A 15,943-nucleotide genomic window follows, 5' to 3' on the forward strand; every position below is an offset into this window, starting at 1 on the left:
AACTCTCCCCAACGAGCGCGTGCGCATGCAACAATCCAAAAGCTGACACACCCCCGGTCAGCGCCTGTGGAGATCCCCTCCGGCCCCCGCGTTCCTCCCCCTGGCGCGGGGGCCTCTCCGTGTCCCGAGGCGCCCGCTCGGAGATCCACTCTGAGTAGAGCCATTTACACCTTGGGGTGACCCGGCTCACAGGGGTTTGGCTTCCGTGACCGAGCCGTTATCGTGTGCCGGTGCCTATCGGATCCCTCGGACGCTCCAAGTCCGGCCGTCACCGTCCTGCGGACGAACCGCAGGAGCCGGGGACGTCGCCCGACGAGGAGCTGACCTCTTACCTGGCCGCCCTGGCCCCGGACGCGGACAACGAGACCACCGCGTCGGGCTTCGGCAACGCGCAGGTGTATCAGCTGCGGCTGCAGCTGATGGCCAACGAGCAGCTCAAGGAACTCGCTGCCGAGCGCCAGACCTCCCCTCAGGCTCTCGCCACGGAGTGGGTCATGCAGCGCCTCGAGTGGGAAGCGCGCCAGCGCGGCCACTAAACCCAGAGCAAACGAAGAAGGACCCTCGACCGAGCCCGGTCGAGGGTCCTTCTCACGTACGACTCCATTGCGGCGTATTACAAACTTCAGACCGCGCGGACGTTCTGAGCCTGCGGGCCCTTGGTGCCCTGGCCGACCTCGAACTCCACTCGCTGGTTCTCCTCCAGGGTGCGGAAACCCTGACCCTGGATCTCCGAGTAGTGGACGAAGACGTCAGCGCCGCCGTTGTCCTGGGCGATGAAACCAAAGCCCTTCTCGGAGTTGAACCACTTGACAGTGCCCTGTGCCATGTACCTGCCTCCATCGCAGGAAAGCTTGGGGCTGCACCGTGCAACCCCGGCCGTCCCGGGGGCGTTCGGCAAACTCGCGGAGAGCGCACCGCACGCCCGCGTGTCGTTCCGCGAGCGTGTGAAGCACGAACACAGAAACCACGGCCTGCGCGGGTCAGCCTAACGTGTGATTGGTCATAGCACTACAGGTCATTACCGGCCAGTTGCATGCCTCAATAGGAGGAAAGCCGCTGGTCCGGGTGGGTGATCGCGATTTCCCGAGCAACGTGTTCCGCCGCCGCGCGTCCTCTTCAGCATTGGACGAGGGGATCTTGGGGGAGTACGTGTTCCGGCCACTGATTTTGGCTCTGCTGCTGGGATTGACCGCCTGCGGTGCCGCACCCGATGGTGCGTCCGGCACTGGTTCGCCGACCTCTGCTCCGACCGGGCAGGCGAAGGCGAAGGGCGTACTGACGGTGACTCCGGCGACGGGTGAGGGGATCAGCCCGGCCGGACCATTCGAGGTCGGAATGACGGGTGGCGCTCTGACCGCCGTCGCGCTAACGGGTGCCGACGGGCGGGTGGTGAAGGGGGAGCTCACCGCCGGCCGATGGGTCGCGACCGAGGACCTGGGCTACGACAAGGCCTACACGTGGTCCGGTTCGGGCAAGGGTGAGGACGGCGTGGAGGTTCCCGTCTCGGGGGCGTTCCGCACCATCAAGCCGCAGCGGCTCACCAGCGCGAAGCTCAACGTCGGCGACGACCAGACCTACGGCGTCGCGATGCCGTTGAAGGTGACGTTCAGCGCGCCGGTGCAGGACAAGGCTTCGGTGCAGAAGTCGATGACCGTCAAGACTTCCGTGCCGACCGAGGGCGCGTGGGCGTGGCTGTCGGACACCGAGGCGCACTGGCGGCCGAAGGAGTACTGGCGGCCGAACACCGAGGTCTTCCTCGACGTCGCCGTCTACGGTGTGCCGTTCGGCGGGGGTGCCTACGGCAAGGCCGACATGCACGCGCAGTTCAAGATCGCGGACCGCGCGCTGGTGGTCAAGGCGAACACCCAGACCAAGCGGTTCGAGATCTACCGCGACAACGTGCTGCTGCACGACCTTCCGGCGTCCTACGGCAAGGAGTCCGACCCGGGCAGGGTGACCCGGTCCGGCATCCACGTGGTGCAGCAGAAGGAAGCCGCGCGGAGGATGAAGAGCACCACGTACAACTACGACGTCCCGGTCACCTGGGCGGTGCTGATCTCCCAGAACGGCGAGTTCGTGCACGAGAACGACAAGACGATCCCCCAGCAGGGCAACGTGAACGTGTCCCACGGGTGCGCGAACCTGTCCGGCCCCAACGCCAAGATCTTCTACGACCTGACGATGATCGGTGACCCGGTCGAGGTCGTGGGTTCCTCGGTGCAGCTCGGGCCGGCCGACCGCGACTACTGGGACTGGACGCTCGACTGGGCGGCCTGGACCGCCAAGTCCGCAGCTATTTCCTAGCTCTTCTCGGTGATGGTGGGTGGCTGCGGGATCTCGTACCCCGACGGACCGACGTTGCGTTCGAGGGCCCGCTTCCACTCACCGCTCGAAATCATCTTCTCGATGGCCTCGTTCACCGCGTCGCGCGACTCGCCGTCGCCCTTCGGCACGCCGATTCCGTAGCGCTCCTTGGAGAACGTCTTGCCGACGAGCTTGAGCAGCTCGGGGTTCTCCGCGGCGAACCCGGCGAGGATGACCTCGTCGGTCGAGACGGCGTCGACGTTGCCCGCCATGAGAGCGATCACGCAGTCGGAGTACTGGCCGTACTCGACGAGCTGCACCTGCTGCGAGAAGTCCGTCTTCACCTTCTGCGCGGAGGTCGATCCCTTGACCGAGCACAGCTTGCGGCCGTTCAGCGTCTCCGGGCCCTGGATGGAGTTCTCGGTGTAGCGCACCAGCATTCCCTGGCCCGTCTCGAAGTACGGGCCGGCGAAGGCGACCTTCTCCTTGCGGGCCTCGGTGATCGAGTACGAGGCGATGATCAGGTCGGCCTCGCCGTTCTCGAGCATCGACTCGCGGGCGGCACCGCGAGCCTCCTTGAACGTGATGCCGGTGTCCTTCACGCCGAGCTCGTTCGCCACGTACTTGGCGACGTCCACGTCGAAGCCGACGTACCGGCCGTCGAGGCGCCGTTCGCTCAGGCCCGGCTGGTCGTAGCGGATGCCGATGGTCAGCTTCCCGGAGTCGGCACGTCCGATGACTGTGCTGGTGTCACCGCTCCCACAGGCGGCGGCCAACACCGCAACGGCAGTCAGGAGCGCGGCACGACGGATCACGACAGGCCTTCCGGGGGTGGTCTGGATTCGTGCGCAATGCTACGGACCTGCGGCGATGATCGACTGTGATGTATGACAACTACGGAAGTCTCGCCTTGCTCGGTGTCACATGCTTCCCGTGACGTTCGATCGCACGCCGCGGATGGCCGGGAGGAGCCAGCCTCCTGATCTTGCCCGGCACCATAAGCGCAGCTCGGCGCATGATTCGCAGCCATCGATCAGCGTTTTTGTACGGCTCGCGACCATGTAGTTCGAGCGCCCAGTCGGGTAGCACCGAGTACGCCAGGTGGCCTACGAGAACCCGGTACACGGGCAGCCCGTGGCGGACCCACCCTTGCACGGGTGGTCCGTGCAAGAAGTCGTAGATCACATCGGAATCGGGCGTTCGGCGCAGAACGGGACGCATCCGGTCGAAGTATTCGGCCATTTCAAGCCTGGATCCCGGTACTTCATCCGGGTGCAATCCCACCAAAGCGGCGGCAGATCGCTGTTCGGCGTAGTAAAGGTCCTTCTGCCGCTCCGACAGTCCGTACCCCGCGCGGTCGAGCACCGTTTCGAAGCAGGAAACCTCCGAGCAATGCACCCACAACAGCAGCTCGGGTTCGTCGACGCGGAACGTCCTGCCGTCCACGACGCCGCGGAGGTTCCGGTGCGTGGCGCGCACCCGTGCCGCGGCGGTGGCGATCTCCTCGTCGGTGCCGTAGACGCCGAGGCCGACGAAGTCCGCCGTGCGCTTGAGTCTGCCGAGCGGATCGGCCTGGAAGTTCGAGTTCTGGACGACACCCGCGACCGCCTGGGGGTGCAGGGCCTGCAGGTAGAGGCTCGCGATCCCGGCGATCCACATCGTCGGGTCGTCGTGCATCTGCCAGCTCACGGAATTCGGATCGGGCATGCGGACATCGTCCCGCCTCGCCAGGATGAAGACCATGGACCTGGACCAGGCACGGGAAGTGCTCCGCAGTCAGCACCGCGCGGTGTTCTGCGCACTGAAGTCCGACGGCACGCCGGCCATGTCGCCGGTGCTCGTCGCACTCGACGACAACGGCGACGTGCTCGTCTCCACACGAGCCGCCGCGTACAAGACGAAGCAGGTGCAACGCGATCCGCACGTCTCGCTGTGCGTGCTGCCGGACAGCTTCTTCGGCCGCTGGATCCAGCTCAACGGAACCGCGACGGTCGTCCCGTTGCCCGAGGCCATGGACCTGCTGGTCCAGTACTACCGGACGATCTCCGGCGAGCACTCCGACTGGAACGACTACCGGGCGGCGATGCAACGCGAGCAACGCGTGGTCCTGCGGATTTCGCTCACCTCCGCCGGACCGGACAAGACGGGCTGAGCCTGTAACACCGTTAGCGGGCGCAACGATTCCACGGGGACGGCGGCTACCGGGCAGGCGGAACCTGGGGAGCGGAAGCGATGACAGGTGTCAGACGCCGCGGCTACTTCGCAGCCGCGGTGGCGGTGATGGGCGCGGCCCTGATCGCGGCTTTGTTCTCGGCACCCCCGGACAAGCCCGTCGACATCCGCCTGGTCGCTCCGCCGCCCCTGCCGCCCGAGGTCGTCACCGCGACCGCCACGACCACCGTCTCCGCCGTCGGGGTCCAGCGGCCACCGCCACCACCGCCTCCCCCTCCGCCGCCGCCCGCACGAGGGGATGCCGACCGGCCGCCACCGCCGCCTCCTCCGGGGCACAGACCGCCGCCGCCACCGGGAAAGCCCAGACCGAACCTGTACGACCTGCTGCGGTGTGATTCGAAGCTCCTCGGCGACGACCTCAAGCACTGCCTGCAGTGGCCGCTCGACGCCGACGAGTTCTGCGAGTTCCTGGAGGAGCACCAGCTCGAACCGACCGACGTGCGTGGTCCCGGCAACGGCCGGTTCGACCGGTTCGAGCTGAGCTGCGACGAGAGTTAACCCTTGAGCTGCCGCAGTGTCGCGAGGTTCGCTTCCGCCAGCGCGCCGAGCAGCTGCGCCTCACCGAGGTAGTGGTCGTCGATCAACGCCTCGACCTCGTCGTCGTTCATCGCCGGCACGATCCGCGCGGCCATCCTGTTCATGTTGCGATAGCTGCCCTGCAACAGGAACGGCTGCTCGGACGGGTCGGCCGCGGACGCGATGTAGGCCTGGTTGACCTTGAGCACGACCTGCTGGATCCGTCGCAGCTTCCGGACGACGGAGAGCATGCGTTCGAGCTCGACGGTCTCGTACTCGTGGCGGACGCTCTCGCCGTTCGCCAGGCGCACCAACGGTTCCACGTCGACACCACCCAGGGTCGGGTTCGAGCCGGACGCGTTCTCCAGGTAGCTCAACGCGAACAGCTCATCGCGACCGGACAGCACGTCACCGAGGTTCCACACGTCCGCGCGGTTCGCGAGCATGTCGGGGACGCGGAACGCACGACCCGTCTCGGTGTACGGGTTTCCGGCCATCGACACGGCGAAGCGCTTGCCCCGCAGGTCGAACGTCTGCGGCTCGCCGTCCCAGACACCCTCGACCCTGCGCTGGGCGTCGCACAGGGAGATGAACTTCTGCAGCAGCTCCGGCGAGGTGTGCTGGATGTCGTCCAGGTGCAGCAGGACGTTGCTGCCCAGGGCGAACGCGAAGTTGATCCGCTCGACCTCCTGGCGCGCGGTGGCGTTGGGTGCCTCCGCCGGGTCGAGCGAGGTGACGCCGGTGCCGAGCGCCGGGCCGTTGACCTTGACGAACACCATGCCCAGACGGTTCGCGACGTACTCCATGAGCGTCGTCTTGCCGTACCCGGGCGGGGAGATCAGCATCAGCAGGCCGGTGCCGTCGTTGAGCTGCTTGCTGAGGTTGTCGCCGATCAACGGCAGGTAGACCTCGTTCAGCAACCTGTTGCGCACGAACGTGTTCAGCACGGCGGGTTTGTAGTCGTCGAGCCTGAGCCTGCGGCGTTCCTCGGCGAGCAGTTCGTCGCGCTTGCGCTGGTAGGCGCGGAAGGCGGGGACCTGTTCGGAGCTGAAGGTCCTGAGCCTGGTGAGGGTTTCGTCCAGGCGCAGGTCCATCGACTGGTTGTGCACGCGCGGGTGCGTGCCGAGCAGGCCCGTGACGGTCTCGGTCAGCGACGCGCTGGAGTCGTAGCGCGGCAGGTCGGTGAGCAGGACGGCGACGACCTCGGGGAACTCCGGGCAGTCCTCGTCCTTCAGGAACGCGTGCAGCCAGGCCTCGATCAGGTCGCGGTCGTGGAGCTCCTCGGTGACCACCGCGCGGAACCTGTCGATCACCGCGCGGGCGGCCTTGCTGGTGACGAATCCCTTGGGCTCGCAGGCGAGTTCCTCGAACAGGTACTCGGCGGTGAGCTCCTCGAGTCCGAACTGCCCGCACAGCTCGGGAATCCCGTGCGTGCCACCGAAGATCGTGCGGGCCCTGGCCAGTGACTCGGCCTTGCGCGCCCACACCGCGCGCTGGTCCGCCGGCTGTTCCGACCAGAAGACCTGCGCTTCGGCCCGTGCCCGCGGCGGATACCTCAGCAGTCCGGCGCCGGCGTGAAGTCGTTGCAGGACAGCGAGGATCTTCTCGGCGTCGTGGTCGTGGACGCCCTTCTCGTAGCCTTCGTCGTAGCGTTCCGCGGCGGCGTTCGTGACGTCCGTGCGGCCTTCGGCGAGCAGGCAGCCGGCGAGGTGCTCGGACCGGTAGACGTCCTGGGTTTCACTCACCAGCAACTGGTCCCAGAAACCCTTGGTCCGCGCGAACTCGCCGTCGGTGACCGCGCTGCGGTAGTCGGTGCCGGTGACGGCGTAGAAGAGCTTGCCGTCGCGGGGCACGAGGGTGAGGTTCATCGGCTCGGTCGTCACCGGGAAACGATGGCGGCCGAGCACGATCGACGCGCCGTCGTACAGGTCGGTCCGGTCACGCAGTGCCCGGCCTCCCTCCTGCCGGGCATCGCGCAGACTCGCGTCGAGCTCGTCGGCCCGGACGTCGCCGAGTTCCCTGAGCTGGTCGGCGACCGTGCGGACCTTGGCGACCATCGGGTCGCCGGCGAAGTACGTGTTGATCTCGTCGGTCGAGGTCAGCTTCCCGATGCGACGGCGGATCGTGCCGAGCACCCGTTCCGCGGACTGCACGAGCCGGTCGGCTCTTCTCGCCCCTTCGTCGAGCAACGTCTGCTTGCGGGCGGAGAAGGCCTCGTAGACGTCCGTGCGCTTGGCACCGATCTGGGCGAGGAAGTCGTCGAACTCACCGAACCGCGACTCGAGGTTCTCCAGTTGCAGCAGGAGCCGGCCGAGCTGGTCGTCGCAGCGTTGCGGGGTGTCCGCGACCGACAGCGCGCCCGTGATGGACTGGCCGAGCAGCGCGAACTCCGCGGCGAACTCGGCGCGGCCCTCGGCGTTCGCGAGCTGGGTCCGCCGTCCGTCCACAGTGGCGCGTGCGCGGTTGACCGCGGCCAGCACCTCGCCGATGCTCGCCAGGATCTGCGTGCGGGTCGTGGTGTCGGCGGCGTCGAGCGTGCTGACGACCTCGGTCAGCACCTCCAGGCCGGTCTGCTGCTGTGCGAGCCGTTCACGCAACGGCTTCGCCTCGGCGGCGGTCCTGAGCTCCGCGGCCGCGATCTGCTCGATCTCCTCGTGGTACTGGGAGAACGCGCCTTCACCGCTGAGGAACGCGACGGCTCTGCGTGCGGACGCGCCGAGCTCCTCGACCAGTTCGGCTTCTCGCCGGTCGATCTCCTCGACGTCGACGTACTTGAGGTCCTTGAGGGTGATCAGACGGCCCTGGGCGGACCTGAGGTCGGCCAGCAGCCGCACCCACTCGTCGGCACTGCGCGGGGCGGCAGACCTGGCGAGCCTGATCAGGCTGGCCAGTTTCTCCCCGGCCTCGTGGAGCTGCCGGGCCGCGTGCTCGGTGAGCGTGCGAACGGCCTCGAACTCGTCCAGCACCTGCTCGGCCGTGGCGCGGACGGCCTGGACGTCCTGCTTGAGGCCCAGTTCGTCGAGCCAGTGCACGCTGTCGACCACCCTGGTGCACAGGGCGATCAGGCCCTCGAACACCGGCGCGCTCGGGGTCATCTCGGCGCTCATCCTGGTGATAGACAGGCAGTCCGAGATGCCGCGGACGAGTTCGGCGTTGCCGATGCGGGCGAGCGGGCCCGCCTGGTCGGGCAGCACCTCGTCGGCCATGAACGGCGTGCGCCAGACCTGCATCGGGTGCACGCGCACCGGTTCGGAACCGGTCTCGCGGAAGACCACCAGCGTGCCGTCGGCGAAGAGCGAGTAGCCGTGGCAGGTGATCGGGGTCGCGACTTCCTTGCGGATCACGTTGTAGGGCAACAGGAGGCTGCGGCCCTCGCGGCGGGCGTGGTAGACGAACAGCACGTCCTCGCCGTTCGCCGACCTGACGACCCGTTCGAACTCCAGCTCGTCGGTGTCGACGTCGAACGTCTTGTCCGCGCCCGTGACCAGGTAGAACCCGCCCGGGAAGATGATGCCCTGGTCCTCGGGGAGCCGCTGGCAGGCCTGGCCGATGCCGTCGAGCCTGGTGACCTCCTTGGTGCGGGTGTTGAACACCAGGTGCCGCCACGCCGTCTCCTTGTACGGCAGGATCTTGAGGAGGATCAGCGGGCCGACGCGGGCGTAGTGGATCTCGGCGTCCGCGAGGCTCTGCAACGGCTCGTCGACGGGCTCGGAGTAGACGCCCTCGCCGGACTCGGTGTTGTCCTCGATCTTGACGGTCAGCGTGCCGCCGACCGTCTCGACGAACACCTCGTTGTCGATGGCGATGTGCGGGTGCCGGCCGAGCACGTGCTGCTCGCGGGTCGTCTCGACCCACGTGAAGTCGTGCGCGGGCGGGAAGACGTGGTCGCGGTCGCCCAGGTCGTCGACGTAGGTGACCGAGCCGTCGACCTTGACGTCCCAGCGCAGGACCTTGATGTCCTCGATCCGCGTGCCGGTCTGGAACACCGCGAGCAGCCGTGACTCGACGATGCGCAGCTGGAGCAGTCGCGTCTCGCGGTAGTAGCGGTACAGCTCGGCGAAGTCGTTGCGGAACCTCGGGTCCTGGAGGAAGTCGGCCTCGACCGTGCCGAAGTCCCTGCCGTGTGCCGCGAAGACGTCGTTGACCGCGGTCTCGGGCTTGAGGCCCATGAAGACGTTGTAGCCGAACAGCATCACGTCGCCGAGTGCCACGATGTCCCGTGGTACGCAGTTGTTCTCGGTGCGGATGCGTTCGGTGGACACGAGTTCGAGGGCCGTGCTGCCGAACGTCTCGACGCGCTGGGCGTTCAGCGCTTCCGTGTTCCGGGCGAGCCCGGCGGCCTGTTCGGCCAGCCGGGTCCGCAGCACCTCGTAGGTTCCGGCGTCCAGACCAGAAGGGTTGGACACCGTCATGCGTTCTGGCCGTTGTTCTTGGCCATCTGGGTGAGCGCGATCGCCGCGGCGATGTTCTGCGCGTCACCGGTCGTGAACGAGCTGAGGATCTTGGTCAGGTCCTCGGGGAAGTTCGACGTCCCGTCCATCCACTTGGAACCCAGCGCCTGCACGACGTCGGAGTTGCCGACGAAGCTGTCGACCTGCTTGCCCGCCGTGATCGAGCTGGCGATCCTGTCGAAGAACATCGTGTCGCCACCGACGATGTCGATGTCGGCCTTCTCCAGGCCGGCCGCGAGGACCATGGCCTGGGCCTCGGCGATCTCACGCTGCACGTCGATGCCCCTGAGCCGGATCTCCTTCTCCGCTTCGAGGCGCAGTCGGTACTCCTCGTGCTCGCGGGTGGCCGTGTCGAGCGCGGCCATCGCCTCCGCCTTGTGCGACAGGCCTTCCGCCTCACCCTTGAGGCGTTCCTTGATGCCCTCGGCGTCGGCCAGTGCCTTCTCGCGGTCGACGACGGCCTCGGCGCGACCGAACGCCTCGGAGGCGGCGGCGTCGCGTTCCTTGACCAGGGCGTCCGCCAGCCCCTTCGCGGCGGCCTCGGCCTGCGCACCCTCCGCCAGACGGATCTTGGAGCGGGTGTCCAGTTCGGCGGCCTTGTTGCGCGCCTCGGCGAGCACGACCTCTTCCCTGGCCTTGTGCTGTGCCGACTGCTCGGCGGCTTCGGCGGCCTTGATGTCCTTGACCAGCGACTCCTGCGCCTCGGCCTCGGCGCGGATGATGATCTGCTGACGGTCGCGCTCGGCCTCCTCGACCGCACGCAGGCGCTTGATGTTCTCCTCCTGCTCGGCCACCGTCTTCTCGACGGCGACGCGCTCACGCACCAGGTCGGCGATCGCGCGGCGCTCGTGCTCGAGCTCCTTGTCCTTCTCGATCATGCGCAGCGAGGTCTCGCGTTCGCGGGCGATGACCTCCAGCATGCGGTCCTTCTCGATGCGCTCGGTCTCGACGGCGATCACGCGCTCGCGGTTCTTCTCGGCGACGGCGATCTCGCGGGCCTTGTTCTCGGTCTGGATGCCGAGCTGTTCCTCGGTGCGGATGAACGCGGTGTTGGCCTTGAGCCGTTCCTCGGCCTGGACCTTCTGGGTCTCCGCCTCCTGCTGCGCGCGGGCCGTCTCGATCGCGCGCTTCTGGTTGATCTCCGCGTCGGCCTGGCGCCGTTCGAGCTCGAGGATCGCCTCACGCGCGTTGACGTTCTGGCGCGTGATCTCCTTCTCCTCGTTGCGGGTGAACTCGTTGGTCTTGACGTGCTCGATCGCGGTCAGCTCGGTGATCTTGCGGATGCCCTGCGCGTCCAGGATGTTCGCCGGGTCGAGCTGCTTGAGCGGCGTCTGCTCCAGGTAGTCGATGGCCGCGTCCTCGAGGCTGTAGCCGTTGAGGTCGGTGCCGATGACCTGCACGATCCGGTCGCGGAACTCGTCGCGGTGGGTGTAGAGGTCGACGAAGTCGAGCTGCTTGCCGACGGTCTTGAGCGCCTCGGAGAACTTGGCGTTGAACAGCTCCTGCAGCGTCTGCTCGTGGCTCGCGCGCTCGGTGCCGATCGCCTGCGCGACCTTGATGACGTCCTCGACGGTCTTGTTGACCCGCACGAAGAACGTGATGCGGATGTCCGCGCGGATGTTGTCCTTGCAGATCAGGCCCTCGTTGCCGGCCCTGCGGATCTCGATGGTCTTCACCGAGATGTCCATCGTCTCGCACCGGTGCAGCACCGGGAGCACGACGGTGCCCGTGAAGGTCACGTCGACCTTGCGCATCTTCGAGACGATCAGCGCCTTGCCCTGTTCGCACTTCTTGAAAAGTCTGCTCAGCGTGATCAACGCCAAGATCAGCACGACCGCGCTCACGGCGATCAGAACGATCAGCCCCGTGGAGATCGCACCCATGTTCAGCCCCCTGTGGTGATGTCCACGACCCAGAAGAACTCGCCCTCTGCGTCGTAGTCGAAGATCAACGCGGTCTGTCCCGCTTTGAGTTCGGTGCTCTGCGCCGCTCGCACCTGAACGACCGCCGTACCGCCGTCGTCGGCGGTCACCTCGGCCTGCCCGTACTGCTCGGTGACCCTGGAGGTCCTGACGACCGCGGTGCGGCCGACGAAGTCGTTGCGGGACGCCGGTTTCTCCGGTTTCGTCCAGTTCCTGACCGGGATGAGAAGGATCTTCGTGACGAGCGCGCCCACGAGCAGCGAGCCCGCGAGGACCGCGTACCGGAGCTTGCCCTCGGGCGTGTACACGGTGCCGACGAGCGCCGCGAACCACGTGATCACGATGAACATCGAGATGGAAATCGGCATGACGGGGGCGTCGAAGTCCAGGCCCACCAACGCCACTGTGAGCCAGTAGGCGAGCACTATGAGCAACAGCAGGCTGAACAGCACCGTCGGAAACGCCAGCGCGGCAGCCAGGAACTCGGTCATCATCGCCCCCCTTCTCGACATTCTGATGCGCCGAAGGGCCGTTTCGTTGCGTTTTCGGGAATGATCGATGGAAATCGATGGTTGCCCCGACCATGGACATCGGGGTGCAGGGGCTCAACATCGGTGACACGGCAGGACCCGACGAGACGCGGAGGCTCGCCCAGCTGGCCGAGTCGCTCGGCTACCGGTCTTGGTGGGCGTCCGACCACGTGGTGCTGCCGTCACCGCGCGTCGACCCGTCACCGTCCGAACCGGACACCGTGATCGTGGATCCGCTGGCACACCTGAGTTATGTGGCGGCCGTCACGTCCACCCTGGAGCTCGCGACCGGGATCGTGATCCTGCCCCAGCGCAACCCGCTCGTGCTCGCGAAGCAGGTGGCGTCGCTGGACCTGCTCAGCGGCGGCCGGTTCACGCTCGGCGTCGGCGCGGGTTACCTCGAACCGGAGATGACCGCGGTCGGAGCGACGTTCGCCGATCGGGGCGCGCGGACCGACGAGTACCTCGACGCGATGGACCAGCTGTGGCACGCGGAGGCGCCGTCGTTCGCCGGGAAGTTCGTGTCGTTCGCCGGCATCGACGCCCATCCCCGTCCGTCCAACGTGCGCGTGGTCGTCGGGGGGCACAGCCCCTCGGCGTTCCGGCGGGCCGTGACGCGCGGGCAGGGTTGGTTCGGCATCGGCACGCCCGACGACATCCGCGGCCACCTGGCCCGGTTCCCGGAACGTCCCTCAGGCTTCCGGATCAGCGTGTCCGCGCAGGTCCCGCTCACCGCCGAGGTCGTGCGCGAGTACGAGGACCTGGGCGTGGACGAGCTGGTGATCTACCCGCCGATGTTCGACGGCACCGTCGACGAGGTGCTGCGGCGCAACGCGGAGTTCACCGGCTAGCCTCGGACGTCGTGATCCCCGTCGTCGTGCTCGCCGGCTTCCTCGGTTCCGGCAAGACCACCCTGCTCAACCACCTGCTGCGCACGTCCGGCGGCACGCGGATCGGCGTCGTGGTGAACGACTTCGGGCAGATCAACATCGACGCGTTCTCCGTCTCGGCCCAGGTCGACTCGATGGTGTCGCTGTCGAACGGCTGCCTGTGCTGCGCCGTCGACGGCACCGAGCTGGACGGGATGCTGACGCGGCTGGCCTCGGCGGACCTGGACGTCATCGTGATCGAGGCGTCCGGTCTGGCCGAGCCGGCGGCGATGGTGCGGATGGTGTTGCAGGCGCCGGGGGTGTCGTACGGCGGGCTGATCTACGTGGCCGACGCGGTGGAGCTCTCGGCTGTCCCGCACCTGGAACGCGACCTCGCGCTGGCGGATCTGGTCGTGCTGAACAAGGTCGACCGCGTCTCGTCGTTGCCTTCGCTGCCCTGCTCGGCTCCGGTGCTGCCGGTGTCCTACGGACAGATCGACCCGGCGTTGCTGTTCGAGGTGCGCCCGCCGGACCTGGGGCCGCGTCAGCTGTCGTTCGACGACCTGGACGACCACTCCACGCACGCGCACGCCTCGTACGACAGCGCGTCGTTCGAATGCGCGGAGCCGTTGCACCCCAAGCTGTTCATGGACTTTCTTTCGGCTCGACCCGAGGGATTGTTCCGCGCCAAGGGTTTCGTGCGGTTCCCCCTCGGCACGTTCATGCTGCACACCGTCGGCGCGTACGTCTCGTTCACCGAAGTCGACGACGCCCCGACTCAGCTGGTGCTGATCGGGGCGGGCATCGATCCGGAGGTGCTGACCGACTGGCTGCTGGCGTGCGTCGCGGACGGACCGGTCACCGAGCAGGACATGCTCTGGGTGCTCCGGTACGCCCGCTGACGCCTTTTGGTGACTACTTCTTGCAGAACGCGGTGTCCATCACGTCGAACATCTGCTGGAACTTCTTCATGGGGTCGTCCCCGAACGTGCCGGGCAGCGCGGTGAGTGTGATCGCCGCGTTCTTACCGCTGTCGGTGGCACCGCCGAGCGACGCCCAGCCGTGGATCGACCCGCCGTGCCCCCACCAGACTCCGCCGCAGCTGAGCTTGGTGGCCTCGAGGCCGAGTCCATAGGCGCTCTTCTCGTCGACGGTGACGGTCTTGCGCATCTCGTCGAGCTGAGGCTTGTTCAGGACCTTGCCCTGGAGCAGGGCGTTGTAGAACTTGGCGACGTCCTTGGGCGTGGAGACCATCGCACCGGACGCCCACGCGGCGGACGTCTCGATCTCCGTCGCGTTGACCACCTTCGACTTCGGGTCGAGCAGGTCGCTCAGCGCGTAGGCCTGGGCGTGGCGGCCGCGGATGCGTTGCTCGCCCTGGGCCGGCCAGTACGTGTCCTTCAACCCGGCCTTGGCGATCACCTTGTCGATGGCCTCGCCGACCGGTCGTCCGGAGGCCTTCTGGATCAGCAGCCCGGCGACGACGTAGTTCGTGTTGCTGTACTCGTACTTCTCGCCCGGCTCGAACCTCTTGGGCTGCTGGAGGGCCACGTCCAGGAGGTCGTGCGGCGCGAAGTACCGGTCGCGGATGTCGGCGATCTTCGGCACCCCGACCTGGATCACGTAGTCCGGCAACCCGCTGGTGTGCTGGAGAACCTGGCGCACCGTGATGCGGCTGTCCTTGACGTGCGGCACGTACTGGTTGACCGGCTTGTCGAGCTCGACCTTCTTCTCGGCGACCAGTTGCAACGTCGCCACCGCCACGAACGACTTGGTGATGCTGCCGATCCGCACCTGCCCGTTGACCGGCGCGTTCCCCCTGGCGTGGTTGTCACCCCGCACGTGCGCCTCGACGCCGGGCGTGCCGTCCTTGACGATCTGGTCGAGCTGCTGGGGGACAAGGAGAGTCAGCGCCGTGAGCGCGGCCGCGGCGATCACTTGGCACCACACAGAGCAGCGTCCACAGTGGCCAGCATCGCGTCGTGAGCCTTGCCGGCGTCCTCCGGCGTGTCCTGGAAAGTACCCGGCAACGCCGTCACAGCAACAGAGAACGCCCTGCCGTCCGGCGCGACACCGCCACGCGTCTCGTACCCGTGGATGTCACCACCGTGACCCCAAGCCCGCCCACCGCACGAAAGCGGCGTGCTCGCGATGCCGAGGCCGTACTCCACACCCGACCACATCTCGCCCTTGGTGTCGACGGTCTTCTGCATCTCCGCGAGCTGCGCCTTCGGCAACAGCTCACCCTTGAGCAGCGCGCGGTAGAAGGTGTTGAGGTCCTTGGTACTGGAGATGATCTGGCCGGCCGCCCAGCCCCAGCTGGGGTCGAGCTCGGTCACGTCCTCGATGCCGTTGCCCGTCTTCGAGTACCCCCGCGGGTGCTTGCCACGAATCGTCTGCTCACCGACACCGGGCCAGTAGGTGTCCTTGAGCTTGATCTTCTGGATGATGCGCTGGTCGACGTTCTCCGCGATCGGCCGCCCGGTGACCTTCTGCGCCAGCAGCCCGAGCAACACGTAGTTCGTGTTGCTGTACTTGAACTTCTCGCCGGGCTCGCCGGTCTTGGGGTGGGCGTTGCCGATGTCCAGCAGCTCACGCGGCTCCACGTAGCGGTGCCGCACCTCCTCGAACTTGTCGAGCCCCATGAACTCGGTGTAGTTCGCGAGCCCGCTGGTGTGGTTGAGCAGCTGCCGGACGGTGATCCGGTCGTCCTTCACAGCGCCGGGCAGGTAGTGGTTGATCGGCTTGTCGAGCTCGACCTTGCCCTCCGCCACGAGCTGCATGACCACAGTCGCCACGAACGCCTTGGTGTTGGAGCCCGCCCGAACCTGCCCGTTCCTCGGCACCGGCGTCCGCTTGCCCAACTCGGACGTACCCGACGTGTAGGCCGTCGTCTTACCGTTGGCCTCAGTCGTGGTCCCCAGCGCCGCCGGAAACTTGTGCTGCTTCGTCAACCCGTCGAGCTGCCTCTGAACGGTGGTGGGCGACGCGGCCATCGCCGTTCCACTGAACAACATGGCCGCCGCCAAGACTCCAACCAGCGTCTTCTTCATCCTGTGCCTCCCCTTGCCGTGGTGAGGACAGATTTCCAATCAAGTGGGGGTCAGCGCAGTCACGCA

At 67.1% G+C, this 15,943-nt stretch carries 14 protein-coding genes; 6 read left to right on the forward strand and 8 right to left on the reverse strand.

Features of this window, described 5'->3' with window-relative positions; genetic code table 11:
- The first annotated feature begins 230 nt into the window (after positions 1–230).
- The gene (locus PV646_RS08745) at positions 231–536 is read left to right on the forward strand and encodes a hypothetical protein (RefSeq protein ID WP_189159081.1); all 306 of its coding nucleotides are present in this window, start codon (positions 231–233) and stop codon (positions 534–536) included.
- An 86-nt stretch (positions 537–622) separates the two neighbouring features.
- Here the strand turns inward: PV646_RS08745 and PV646_RS08750 are convergent, their stop codons facing one another.
- Positions 623–826: a cold-shock protein gene (locus tag PV646_RS08750; protein WP_030477903.1), complete on the reverse strand. Its 204-nt coding sequence runs from the start codon at positions 824–826 to the stop codon at positions 623–625.
- A 239-nt stretch (positions 827–1,065) separates the two neighbouring features.
- Here PV646_RS08750 and PV646_RS08755 point away from each other — a divergent pair, with 239 nt between their 5' ends.
- Positions 1,066–2,304, forward strand: a complete 1,239-nt coding sequence (locus tag PV646_RS08755; RefSeq protein WP_500340925.1) for a L,D-transpeptidase — start codon at positions 1,066–1,068, stop codon at positions 2,302–2,304.
- Here PV646_RS08755 and PV646_RS08760 read toward each other — a convergent pair.
- Together PV646_RS08760 and PV646_RS08765 are read right to left on the reverse strand one after the other, a co-directional pair.
- The gene (locus PV646_RS08760; protein WP_500340926.1) at positions 2,301–3,119 is read right to left on the reverse strand and encodes a glutamate ABC transporter substrate-binding protein; all 819 of its coding nucleotides are present in this window, start codon (positions 3,117–3,119) and stop codon (positions 2,301–2,303) included. The genes PV646_RS08755 and PV646_RS08760 overlap by 4 nt on opposite strands.
- A gap of 79 nt (positions 3,120–3,198) precedes the next feature.
- Positions 3,199–4,011, reverse strand: a complete 813-nt coding sequence (locus tag PV646_RS08765; protein ID WP_500340927.1) for an oxygenase MpaB family protein — start codon at positions 4,009–4,011, stop codon at positions 3,199–3,201.
- Here PV646_RS08765 and PV646_RS08770 point away from each other — a divergent pair.
- Together PV646_RS08770 and PV646_RS08775 are read left to right on the forward strand one after the other, a co-directional pair.
- Positions 4,010–4,456, forward strand: coding sequence for a PPOX class F420-dependent oxidoreductase (locus tag PV646_RS08770; RefSeq protein WP_500340928.1), 447 nt, complete (start codon positions 4,010–4,012; stop codon positions 4,454–4,456). The genes PV646_RS08765 and PV646_RS08770 overlap by 2 nt on opposite strands.
- 80 nt (positions 4,457–4,536) lie before the next feature.
- A complete protein-coding gene (locus PV646_RS08775) occupies positions 4,537–5,034 on the forward strand; it encodes a hypothetical protein (RefSeq protein ID WP_500340929.1) in 498 nt (165 codons plus the stop codon).
- Here PV646_RS08775 and PV646_RS08780 read toward each other — a convergent pair.
- From PV646_RS08780 to PV646_RS08790, 3 genes are read right to left on the reverse strand one after another with little or no spacing between them, the layout of a single operon-like run.
- Entirely contained in the window at positions 5,031–9,464 is a 4,434-nt protein-coding gene (locus tag PV646_RS08780; RefSeq protein ID WP_500340930.1) for a DNA repair ATPase, read from the reverse strand. The two genes, PV646_RS08775 and PV646_RS08780, sit on opposite strands and share 4 nt — an antisense overlap.
- Positions 9,461–11,386 carry a flotillin family protein gene (locus tag PV646_RS08785; protein WP_500340931.1) on the reverse strand — a complete coding sequence of 642 codons (1,926 nt, stop codon included), beginning with the start codon at positions 11,384–11,386 and terminating at the stop codon, positions 9,461–9,463. Before PV646_RS08785 ends, PV646_RS08780 begins: the two co-directional genes overlap by 4 nt.
- A gap of 2 nt (positions 11,387–11,388) precedes the next feature.
- Positions 11,389–11,916, reverse strand: coding sequence for a hypothetical protein (locus PV646_RS08790; RefSeq protein WP_500340932.1), 528 nt, complete (start codon positions 11,914–11,916; stop codon positions 11,389–11,391).
- 77 nt (positions 11,917–11,993) lie between these two features.
- Between PV646_RS08790 and PV646_RS08795 the strand changes: the two genes are divergently transcribed.
- On the forward strand, positions 11,994–12,806 hold the full coding sequence (locus tag PV646_RS08795) for an LLM class F420-dependent oxidoreductase (RefSeq protein WP_500340933.1): 813 nt from the start codon (positions 11,994–11,996) through the stop codon (positions 12,804–12,806).
- A gap of 11 nt (positions 12,807–12,817) precedes the next feature.
- The gene (locus PV646_RS08800) at positions 12,818–13,726 is read left to right on the forward strand and encodes a CobW family GTP-binding protein (protein ID WP_500340934.1); all 909 of its coding nucleotides are present in this window, start codon (positions 12,818–12,820) and stop codon (positions 13,724–13,726) included.
- A 13-nt stretch (positions 13,727–13,739) separates the two neighbouring features.
- Here PV646_RS08800 and PV646_RS08805 read toward each other — a convergent pair whose 3' ends face one another.
- Both PV646_RS08805 and PV646_RS08810 read right to left on the reverse strand, forming a co-directional pair.
- The gene (locus PV646_RS08805) at positions 13,740–14,762 is read right to left on the reverse strand and encodes a serine hydrolase domain-containing protein (protein ID WP_500340935.1); all 1,023 of its coding nucleotides are present in this window, start codon (positions 14,760–14,762) and stop codon (positions 13,740–13,742) included.
- Positions 14,759–15,877, reverse strand: coding sequence for a serine hydrolase domain-containing protein (locus PV646_RS08810; protein ID WP_500340936.1), 1,119 nt, complete (start codon positions 15,875–15,877; stop codon positions 14,759–14,761). Before PV646_RS08810 ends, PV646_RS08805 begins: the two co-directional genes overlap by 4 nt.
- Between the last annotated feature and the right edge of the window lie 66 nt (positions 15,878–15,943).

Origin of the sequence: Streptomyces sp. ID05-26A, from assembly GCF_033794685.1 — a bacterium.
Classification (GTDB): domain Bacteria; phylum Actinomycetota; class Actinomycetes; order Mycobacteriales; family Pseudonocardiaceae; genus Lentzea.

Excerpts from the sequence above, each read along its gene's own strand:
- PV646_RS08750 (WP_030477903.1), bottom strand. The coding sequence starts at position 826 with ATGGCACAGGGCACTGTCAAGTGGTTCAACTCCGAGAAGGGCTTTGGT.
- PV646_RS08770 (WP_500340928.1), top strand. The coding sequence starts at position 4,010 with ATGCGGACATCGTCCCGCCTCGCCAGGATGAAGACCATGGACCTGGAC.
- PV646_RS08765 (WP_500340927.1), bottom strand. The coding sequence starts at position 4,011 with ATGCCCGATCCGAATTCCGTGAGCTGGCAGATGCACGACGACCCGACG.
- PV646_RS08775 (WP_500340929.1), top strand. The coding sequence starts at position 4,537 with ATGACAGGTGTCAGACGCCGCGGCTACTTCGCAGCCGCGGTGGCGGTG.
- PV646_RS08780 (WP_500340930.1), bottom strand. The coding sequence starts at position 9,464 with ATGACGGTGTCCAACCCTTCTGGTCTGGACGCCGGAACCTACGAGGTG.
- PV646_RS08785 (WP_500340931.1), bottom strand. The coding sequence starts at position 11,386 with ATGGGTGCGATCTCCACGGGGCTGATCGTTCTGATCGCCGTGAGCGCG.
- PV646_RS08790 (WP_500340932.1), bottom strand. The coding sequence starts at position 11,916 with ATGACCGAGTTCCTGGCTGCCGCGCTGGCGTTTCCGACGGTGCTGTTC.
- PV646_RS08795 (WP_500340933.1), top strand. The coding sequence starts at position 11,994 with ATGGTTGCCCCGACCATGGACATCGGGGTGCAGGGGCTCAACATCGGT.
- PV646_RS08810 (WP_500340936.1), bottom strand. The coding sequence starts at position 15,877 with ATGAAGAAGACGCTGGTTGGAGTCTTGGCGGCGGCCATGTTGTTCAGT.